Source organism: Sinorhizobium sp. 7-81 (assembly GCF_030124405.1).
In the GTDB taxonomy this organism is placed as follows: Bacteria; Pseudomonadota; Alphaproteobacteria; order Rhizobiales; family Rhizobiaceae; genus Sinorhizobium; species Sinorhizobium psoraleae.
This window is the reverse complement of record NZ_JASKLT010000002.1, coordinates 420,775-428,424: the sequence shown is the minus strand read 5'-3', so window position 1 is coordinate 428,424 and position 7,650 is coordinate 420,775. Positions and strand designations below refer to the sequence as shown.

At 63.2% G+C, this 7,650-nt stretch carries 8 protein-coding genes; 7 read left to right on the top strand and 1 reads right to left on the bottom strand.

The genetic code is table 11. The features are described from left to right. The 3 genes from QN224_RS09250 to QN224_RS09240 all read left to right on the top strand — a co-directional run. Positions 1-539, top strand: a 539-nt coding sequence (locus QN224_RS09250) for a CbbQ/NirQ/NorQ C-terminal domain-containing protein (protein ID WP_283976415.1), incomplete at its 5' end; no start/stop codon positions are given. A gap of 10 nt (positions 540-549) precedes the next feature. Next, positions 550-2,451: a nitric oxide reductase activation protein NorD gene (locus QN224_RS09245; protein ID WP_283976414.1), complete on the top strand. Its 1,902-nt coding sequence runs from the start codon at positions 550-552 to the stop codon at positions 2,449-2,451. Between the two features lie 210 nt (positions 2,452-2,661). Continuing rightward, the gene (locus tag QN224_RS09240) at positions 2,662-3,300 is read left to right on the top strand and encodes a VOC family protein (protein ID WP_283976413.1); all 639 of its coding nucleotides are present in this window, start codon (positions 2,662-2,664) and stop codon (positions 3,298-3,300) included. A gap of 30 nt (positions 3,301-3,330) precedes the next feature. Here QN224_RS09240 and hemN read toward each other — a convergent pair whose 3' ends face one another. Then, on the bottom strand, positions 3,331-4,683 hold the full coding sequence (gene hemN / locus QN224_RS09235) for an oxygen-independent coproporphyrinogen III oxidase (protein WP_283976412.1): 1,353 nt from the start codon (positions 4,681-4,683) through the stop codon (positions 3,331-3,333). A gap of 315 nt (positions 4,684-4,998) precedes the next feature. Here hemN and QN224_RS09230 point away from each other — a divergent pair, with 315 nt between their 5' ends. The 4 genes from QN224_RS09230 to QN224_RS09215 all read left to right on the top strand — a co-directional run bounded on the left by QN224_RS09230 (position 4,999) and on the right by QN224_RS09215 (position 7,608). Continuing rightward, positions 4,999-5,280, top strand: a complete 282-nt coding sequence (locus QN224_RS09230) for a DUF2249 domain-containing protein (RefSeq protein WP_283976411.1) — start codon at positions 4,999-5,001, stop codon at positions 5,278-5,280. 135 nt (positions 5,281-5,415) lie between these two features. After that, the gene (locus QN224_RS09225; protein ID WP_283976410.1) at positions 5,416-6,780 is read left to right on the top strand and encodes a hypothetical protein; all 1,365 of its coding nucleotides are present in this window, start codon (positions 5,416-5,418) and stop codon (positions 6,778-6,780) included. Continuing rightward, positions 6,777-7,307 (top strand): DUF2249 domain-containing protein, encoded by a 531-nt coding sequence (locus QN224_RS09220; protein WP_283976409.1) that lies wholly within the window; start codon positions 6,777-6,779, stop codon positions 7,305-7,307. The genes QN224_RS09225 and QN224_RS09220 overlap by 4 nt, the downstream gene beginning before the upstream one ends. Beyond that, the gene (locus tag QN224_RS09215; protein ID WP_283976408.1) at positions 7,294-7,608 is read left to right on the top strand and encodes a metal-sulfur cluster assembly factor; all 315 of its coding nucleotides are present in this window, start codon (positions 7,294-7,296) and stop codon (positions 7,606-7,608) included. The genes QN224_RS09220 and QN224_RS09215 overlap by 14 nt, the downstream gene beginning before the upstream one ends. The last annotated feature ends 42 nt before the right edge of the window (positions 7,609-7,650 follow it).

Genomic DNA, 7,650 nt, shown 5'->3' with positions numbered 1-7,650 from the left:
AGCCTGGCTTTGATGAACGCCAAGAGGAGGGCGGCGTGTGCTATCTCGACGAGATCGTCGAGGCGCGCAAGGATGTCGCCGTCGTCCTGCATCCGCTGACCGACGATCGCCGCATGCTGCCGCTGGAGCGCACCGGCGAGATGCTCGAGGCGCCGCCCGGTTTCATGCTGGTCGTCTCCTACAATCCCGGCTACCAGAATCTTCTCAAGAGCCTGAAGCCCAGCACGCGGCAGCGCTTCGTTGCGATCGAATTCGATTTCCTGCCGAAGGCGCAGGAAATCGCCGTCGTCTCGGCGGAAAGCGGTCTTGCGGAGGCGCAGGTCGCACGGCTCGTCGATCTCGCCGCGCGTCTCAGGGCGCTCAAGGGGCACGATCTCGAAGAGGGCGTTTCGACCCGCCTGCTCGTCTACTGCGCCAGCCTGATCGACGCCGGGATGCCGGCGAAGGAAGCTGTTCGAGCCGCCATGATTGAGCCCCTGACCGACGAGCCCGACGTCAGGGTCGCCTTGCTGGAAGTGGCCGATTCCCTGATAGCCTGAGGTCCTGGCGATGCTTGATTTCCTCGAACTGGAAGAAACGGTCGGCCGTGCCTGGCACCGCTTCATTGGTAACACGCGCACGTGGCGGCGCCATCCGGAGCACGCGGTCCAGCTCGCCGATCTTCTACCGGTGCTCTCGATCTCGTTTCGGGGGCACGGCGGCGAGGGCGCAGTGCAGATCGCCCCGGCACGCGGGCGCACTTCCGCCCACAGGCTCAAGTGGCGGCAGAGGGTGGGTCTCGGGGAAGAAAAGCTCACGCAGCCCGGGCGCGACCACGCATCGCTGATGCTGCCGGCGGAAATCGATCTTTTCCCGGACAAGAATCTCAATCGCGACCTCTATTTCTGGCTTGTCGCCTATATGGCGACTATGTCGCTGGAACCCCTGGCGGAGGCCGATCTGCTCCGCCGCGATCTGGCCGCACTCGCCCGTGCGGAAGAAACGGTAACGGGCGTATTGCATCAGTTTCCCGGCATGCGCCCGCGTTACCGCCGTCTGGCGGCAGCCGTCCTTGCCGAGCGGACCCGAGGCACGCTGCCGTCCGTGGAGCAACATGTCGAAAACCGTATTCTCGGCATGTTGCGGAAGGCCACTGGGGAGCCGGACAAGACTTTGCCGGTCATCTTCCCGCATCGGGCGCCGCCCGGCTATTTGCCGATGTTGCCTCTGCCGCTCTGGCCTGATGCATTGGTGCGCTCTGAGACGGAAACTCGGCGCGAGGACGATGAGCCCGCGCAGGGTAGGGCGGGGTCGCCCGCCGTCGAGACCGAGCGTCATGTCGCGACCCGCGAGAACCCCGAGAACCGCAAGGGCGACCGCAGCCCCTTCATTCTAAACCGCTTCGAGAAGATCCTTGCGATGGCGGAGATGGTCAATGTCGACCGGCCGGCCGACGACAGCGACGATCATGACGCGAAGGCTGCGGAAGAGCTGGACGAGATGACACTCGGCGAACGGAAGGGGCGCCCGTCCGCACGCTTCCGGTTCGATCTGGACCTGCCGCCCGAGGCGGTCGACGTCACACCGTTGACGGCCGAACATACTTATCCGGAGTGGAACTACCGTACAGGCACCTATCTCAAGGACCATTGCCGCGTACTGGCTTTCCCCGCTTCCGCACTCGGCGACCGCGCCGAGCTGACCTCGGAAACGCAAAGCCTCATCCGTCGTGTGCGGCGCCAGTTCGAGGTGCTGCGTCCGCGTCATGAGATCCTGCGCGCGCAGATTGACGGTGCCGACCTTGATCTCGACGCCGTCGTTCGCGCGCGCACCGACCTTGCGGCCGGCGGCCAGGGAAGCGACCGCATTCATCTGATGAGCCGGCCGCAGGCGCACGATCTCGCCGTCACCATCCTTGTCGACGTTTCCCTGTCGACCGATTCCTGGTCGGATAACCACCGCGTTCTCGATGTCGAGAAGGAGGCGTTGACGATCCTGGCGCATGGCTTGGCCGCCTGCGGCGACAACCATTCGATCCTGACCTTCACGTCGCGCCGGCGCGACTGGGTGCGAGTGGAAACGGTCAAGGCTTTCGATGAGCCGATGAGCGGTCTCGTCGAGGCGCGGATCGCTGCGCTCAAGCCCGGTTATTACACCCGCATCGGCGCCGCGATCCGGCACGCCTCGGCCGAACTCCGCAAGCAGCCGAACCGCAAGAAACTGCTTCTGGTGCTGACCGACGGCAAGCCGAACGACGTCGACCACTACGAGGGGCGCTTCGCGCTGGAAGACAGTCGGCGCGCCGTGTCGGAGGCGCGCCGAAGCGGGATCAGCACCTTTGCCGTCACCGTCGACCGCGAGGCGCGATCCTATGTGCCGACGATGTTCGGCCAGAACGGCTATGCCATGGTCGGCAACATTGCCCGGCTACCGGCCGCACTTCCCGCCATCTATCGCGGGCTTGCCGGATAGGCCAGCCCGGATCTTAGGGCCAAGTATTCAACCTCGCTGACCGCATGAGGGTGCGAAACCCTCACGCGGTGCCGCGGCCGGCGGCTGCGTCGCTCCCCTTGCGGCAGCAATTCCGCTGGGCTAGCATCAATCGTGCTGCTGTAGGGCGCGTCGGCTTGCGAGCCGGAGGGGCATTGCCCGCCTACGACAAACTCAAACCGTAGCGCGCCCATGCCAAATAGCGAAAACCTCAGAAAGCAAGCCAAACTGTACCTGCGATGGCACCGTGAACGGTACTATCCTGTGGCGGAGCAGATCAGGTCGGCGCTGGCCAAATTCCGAGACTTAAGCGATGCAGAAGTCCTGGAGGCGGAGTTCAGGCTCAGTGACGCGCAGGAGCTTGTCGCCAGAAAACACGGTTTCGCGACTTGGGCCGCGCTGATCAAAGGGATCGACACCATGACCGGACCAGCAGCCACCAATAACACGTCTGTCATCACGGCGGCAGAGCCGCAGCTCTTCGTTTCGGACATCGAGATAGCGTGCCGATTTTATGTTGAGAAGCTCGGCTTCAACATCGCGTTCTCTTACGGGGAGCCGCCGTTCTATGCTCAGGTGTTTCGCGACGGCGGCCGCTTGAACCTGCGAAAAGTTGGCGGCCCTGTTTTTGACAGCGGCTTTCGCGAGAGAGAACGTGATGCGCTTTCCGCAACACTCACCCTCGACGATCCCAAATCGCTATTTCTGGAATATCAGAGCCAAGGCGTCACATTCCACCAGAGCTTGAGGGCAGAGCCGTGGGGAACTCGCACCTTCATCGTGCGAGATCCTGACGGCAACCTGATCGCATTTGCGGGCGGCAAAGGATAGCCGGGCGCTTCGCTTACCGCACCCATACCTTCACGCAGCCTTGCTGTGCGTCCTCTGCGATTGCTCGAGATAGGCGTCGAAGACGGCGGCGACAGCGCGAACGACGAAGCGGTGATCCTGCCGTACCTGGATGACGCCGCCGGTAACGTCCAGCACGCCGTCTTCGGCGAGTGCAGCGAGCTTGGCGTTCTGGTCGATCAGCGGATGCGCGTCGAGACCGTGGGCCGCGGCGATCGCAGCAATGTCGGCGCTGAAGTCGCACATCAGCCTTTCGATGATCTCAGCTCGCATGCGGTCTTCGCCGGTCAGGCGATATCCCTTTGCCGTCGCCAGGCGACCGGACGCGATGTGGCGGGCGTAAAGGCCGGGCGCCACTTCATTCTGCGCATAGCCTTCCTGCGAACGGCCGATGGCAGACGCGCCGAAACCGATGAGCGTTTCGCAATTGTCGGTCGTGTAGCCCTGAAAATTGCGCCGCAGCTTTCCCGCTTCCTGGGCCTTCACGAGGTCATCGTGCGGCAGGGCGAAGTGGTCGAGGCCGATCTGCCGGTAGCCGGCGGCAACGAGGGTCTCGCTGATCGCCACCGCCTGGGCATTGCGTGCGGCACCGTCCGGCAACGCGTTCTCGTCGATCATGCGCTGGTGCTTCTTGAAGGAGGGGATGTGCGCGTAGCCGAAGACGGCAAAGCGCTCCGGCCGCATCGCCAGGGCCGCCTTCGCCGTCGCGATGCAGGAGCCGACGGTCTGATGCGGCAGGCCGTAGATGAGGTCGAAATTGATGTTGTCGACGCCGGAGCGGCGCAGATGATGAACGGCGTCTGCCGTCTGGGCCTCGCTCTGGATGCGATTGATGGCCTTCTGGACGACCGGATCAAAGCTTTGCACGCCGAGACTGGCACGGGTGACGCCGCCGGCGCCGAGCGCTTCCGCCATCTCGACCGTCAGCCGGCGCGGATCGATCTCGACCGCGATGCCGGTTGAGCCGGCGAAGGAGAATTGCTCGCGCAACAGATTCATCAGCGCAAGGAATTCCTCCGGCTCGATGATCGTCGGCGTGCCGCCGCCGAAATGCACTTCGCCGATTGGAAGAGGTTGCCGCGTGCGGCCCGCCACCATCCGGATCTCGTCTTTCAAGACCGCGAGATAGTCGAGGATCGGCTCGTCCTGCCGGGTGATCGTCGTGTGACAGCCGCAATACCAGCACATCGAACGGCAGAAGGGGATATGCAGATAGAGCGATACGTCTTGCGCGCGCGGTATCGCCGCCAACCATTCGGAATAGGTTTGGTGATCGATCGTGTCCGCAAAACGCGGCGCAGTCGGATAGCTTGTGTAACGCGGCAGGCGCATTTCGCCGTACTTCTGAAGGATTGAGGCGTGCATGGCGGCTCCTGTGGTCATGTCGGAATTCATGAGCCGACAGTAGGGCGCTATGCCGTGCGGTTCTTTGCGAAATGCCAAGTACTGCATGTTTCCTTAATTCGTCGCCGATTTAAGGACAAAAACATGCAGCACTCCCAGCGTCCTTTGCGCGTCTGATAAGACGCGCGGCGCTGTCGTGGACGCGTTGCTCAATCCGGAATTTGTTTGCGCTTCGACAAAATGTCGCGTTGCCACGCCGACTAGTTTTCTCAAATCCGAGGCGACCGCGCCGCCTTGCCCCGGAGAGCAACAATGTCGGCGGCGAACGGATCCCTCATGACAACTGCAGAAACGGAATCAAAGCCCTCCATCGACGTCCGCACCATTCCCCCGGTGGAGCGCCATCCGAAGATTTTCGGCATGCTTAATGCCCTCGCCGCCGGTGGTTCCTTCATCATCGTCAATGACCACGACCCACGCCCGCTCCACTACCAGCTCGAAGCGAGATATCCGGGCGAATTCTTCTGGGAGTATCTGGAGCAGGGACCCGACGTATGGCGCGTCGAGATCGGGCGCCATGAGGCCTCCGGTTGCGAATGCTGCTGTGGTAGCCATTGAGCGGCGCCCGCGCTCAGCTCCTTCCTATCAGAGCGGGATGAGCGCGGTTTTCCGCCCCCGTCCCGCTCTAACTTACTAGAATCGATCGCGTGACTTCGCTTGCTTCACGTGATCCGGTCAAGCAGGTGAATAGAGATGTTCGGCGCCACGCTTTCCCGCTGGACCATGTCCTATTTTGCGGCCGCGCTCGCCTTTCTCCTGATCGGCGAGGCGATGATGGTCCTCGGCTACGGATATCCGGCCGCTGCGATTGAAGCGCCCGAGACCCTGGCGCTGGTTCACACGATCGCGCTCGGCTGGTTGAGTCTGCTGATGGCGGGTGCGCTGCTGCAGTTCGTGCCGGTCCTTGTCGGCCGGCCGCTTTGCTGCGCCCATCTCGCCTTTCCCGCGCTGGTGCTTCTCGTCGTCGGTATCGCCGGCCTGATCATAGGTTTTGTGGGTCTTGCCGGCAGTATCGATCTGCCGCCGATCGTGCTGCCGGCGGCGGCGGTTGTGACGATAGCCGGCTTTGCCTGTATCGGGGTCGCGTTTACCGTGACGCTGTGGCGCGCACGCCCGCTGCCGCTGACCGCGCGTTTCGTCGTCGTTGGTCTCGCCGCACTGGCGGTGACGATCCCGCTTGGCGGAACCTATGCTTTCGTTCTTGGCGGAGCGGGCGCGTCCGACGCTGCGATCGCGCTCACCTTGGAAGGAGTTTCGCTGCATGCCGCGCTCGGCCTGTGCGGCTGGCTGACCTTCACAACGATGGGCGTCAGCTATCGTCTATTGACCATGTTCATGCTGTCGCCGGATGCGGAGCGTCGCAGCAGCAGGATCGTCTGGCTGTCCGGCAGCGGCGCGCTCTGCCTTGTCGCGGGCATGATCCCGCTGGTTTTGATGGATGTGCCCGGCCGTCTTGGCTGCCTGCTCATTGCCGCCTGCCTTGGTGTTCTTGCCATCGTGGTCTATGCCGGCGACATGTTCAGGATTTACCGGGAGCGAAGGAGGCGTGAAATCGAGCTTAACACCCGCGCCAGCATCGGCGCCTTTGGCGCCCTCATCGCCGCCGCCGTTCTTCTCGTAGGGCTGCTCGTGACCGGTCGCATGGAACAGGGTATTGGCTCGCTGGTTTATCTTGTGGCCTTCGGCTGGCTGACGGGCATGGGCCTTGCGCAACTTTACAAGATCATTCCTTTCATGACCTGGCTTGAATGCTACGGCCCCGCTCTCGGCCGAACCCCGACACCGCGGGTCAAGGATCTGGTCGTCGAAAGGCGGGCGCTCGGCTGGTTTCGAGCGTTTTACGTGTCCGTCCTGATTGCCACCCTCAGTCTCTCGGTCGGCGCGGTGCCGCTCTTCCGGCTTGCCAGCCTTTGCCAACTGGTTGCGATCCTCGCGCTTGTCCTGGAGTTCACCCGGGCGCGCCGGCTCTCGAACGTACCGGCGAGCCTTCGCTTGCCAACGGGTGCGGTCCGTCCGCATCTTTTCCTGCCATCCCTTCAGTTATGGAGACTGCCATGACCCCCGAACCCCATGAACTCGATGTCCGGCCGATCTTGCGCGGCGGCGGTGATCCCTTCCAGGTGATCATGAATGCCGTCGACAATCTGGCGCCTGGACAGGGCCTGAAGCTCATTGCCTCGTTCAGGCCGGTGCCGCTTTTCAGCGTCATGGCCGGGCGCGGATTTTCCCACCAGGAAGAGGCCCTCGGCGACGGCGATTGGCTCGTGCTGTTCACCCCTGAGGGCGAGATTGACGATATCCGCATGTCGGCTGGGGACATGGACCTGGACGGATGGCCGGATCCGGTGCGCCAGCTCGATCTGACCGAGCTCGATCCGCCCGAGCCGATGGTGCGCATTCTCGCCGCGGTCGAGAAGATGGAAGTCGGCGAGGTGCTTTTCGCCTTGCTTTCGCGCGAACCGCTCTTTCTCTATCCCGAACTGGCGAAACGCGGCCATCGCTGGGCCGGAAATTTCGATGCGAGCGGCGAGGTCTATCGCATCCTCATCCGCGTCGGAAAGCCGGTGCACCATGTCGGCGCCTGATACCGGGGACTTGGTCGAGCGGATCCGCGACGCGCTTCGGATCATCATCGATCCGGAACTGGGATCGAACGTCGTCGATCTCGGTCTGATCTATGACATCGAGGCGCTGGTGGGAGGCGTCGTGCGCGTCACCATGACGACCACCGTGAAGGGCTGCCCGGCGACCGCCTTCCTGAAGGAGGCGGTACAGAACTGCGTCTGGTATGTACCCGGCGTCGAATATGCCGAGGTGCGGCTGACCTATGAGCCGCCTTGGACGCCGGACAGGATGGCCGCGGCCGTGCAACCATATGGGCGATGAGAGGCGACGTGATTCCCGGCCGCCAACCCTTTTCGCAAAGCG

Coding starts and splice junctions, on each gene's coding strand:
- hemN (WP_283976412.1), bottom strand. CDS start 4,683: ATGCACGCCTCAATCCTTCAGAAGTACGGCGAAATGCGCCTGCCGCGT.
- QN224_RS09215 (WP_283976408.1), top strand. CDS start 7,294: ATGTCGGCGCCTGATACCGGGGACTTGGTCGAGCGGATCCGCGACGCG.
- QN224_RS09230 (WP_283976411.1), top strand. CDS start 4,999: ATGACAACTGCAGAAACGGAATCAAAGCCCTCCATCGACGTCCGCACC.
- QN224_RS09240 (WP_283976413.1), top strand. CDS start 2,662: ATGCCAAATAGCGAAAACCTCAGAAAGCAAGCCAAACTGTACCTGCGA.
- QN224_RS09220 (WP_283976409.1), top strand. CDS start 6,777: ATGACCCCCGAACCCCATGAACTCGATGTCCGGCCGATCTTGCGCGGC.
- QN224_RS09225 (WP_283976410.1), top strand. CDS start 5,416: ATGTTCGGCGCCACGCTTTCCCGCTGGACCATGTCCTATTTTGCGGCC.
- QN224_RS09245 (WP_283976414.1), top strand. CDS start 550: ATGCTTGATTTCCTCGAACTGGAAGAAACGGTCGGCCGTGCCTGGCAC.